The sequence below is a fragment of the Streptomyces anandii JCM 4720 genome, from assembly GCF_014650655.1.
In the GTDB taxonomy this organism is placed as follows: Bacteria; Actinomycetota; Actinomycetes; order Streptomycetales; family Streptomycetaceae; genus Streptomyces; species Streptomyces anandii.
The window spans coordinates 1-830 of the sequence record NZ_BMVJ01000100.1; the positions used below are offsets into that span (position 1 = coordinate 1).

Sequence of the window (830 nt, forward strand, 5' to 3'; positions counted from 1 at the left end):
TCCCCGCGGCCGGTCTCGGTACCCGGTTCCTGCCGGCCACCAAGGCCACGCCCAAGGAGATGCTGCCGGTCGTGGACAAGCCGGCGATCCAGTACGTGGTCGAGGAGGCCGCCGCGGCCGGCCTCGACGACGTGCTGATGGTGACCGGCCGCAACAAGCGCCCGCTCGAGGACCACTTCGACCGCAACTACGAGCTGGAGTCGGCCCTGGAGAAGAAGGGCGACGCCGAGCGGCTGGCCAAGGTGCAGGAGTCCAGCGACCTCGCCACCATCCACTACGTCCGCCAGGGCGACCCCCGGGGCCTGGGCCACGCCGTGCTGTGCGCCGCCGACCACGTGGGCCGCGAACCCTTCGCGGTGCTCCTCGGCGACGACCTGATCGACCCCCGCGACCCCCTGCTGCAGCGGATGATCGAGGTCCAGGAGACCTACGGCGGCAGCGTGGTGGCCCTGATGGAGGTCGCCCCCGAGCAGATCCACCTCTACGGCTGCGCCGCGGTGGAGGCCACCGCCGACAGCGACGTGGTGCGGGTGACCGGCCTGGTGGAGAAGCCGGATGCGGCGGAGGCGCCGTCCAGTTACGCCATCATCGGCCGGTACGTGCTGGACCCGGGCGTGTTCGACATACTGCGCACCACCGAGCCGGGCCGGGGCGGGGAGATCCAGCTGACCGACGCCCTGCAGCAGCTCGCGGTGGACGAGTCGGTGGGCGGCCCGGTGCACGGCGTCGTCTTCAAGGGCCGCCGCTACGACACCGGCGACCGGGGCGACTATCTGCGTGCCATCGTCAGACTCGCATGCGAACGTGAAGACCTGGGCCCCGACTTCAGG

1 protein-coding gene is annotated in these 830 nt (G+C 71.4%); it reads left to right on the top strand.

Annotated elements, in window-relative coordinates; all coding sequences use genetic code 11:
• On the top strand, positions 1 to 830 hold an 830-nt coding region (galU, locus tag IE249_RS35480; protein WP_189711650.1), incomplete at both ends, for a UTP--glucose-1-phosphate uridylyltransferase GalU.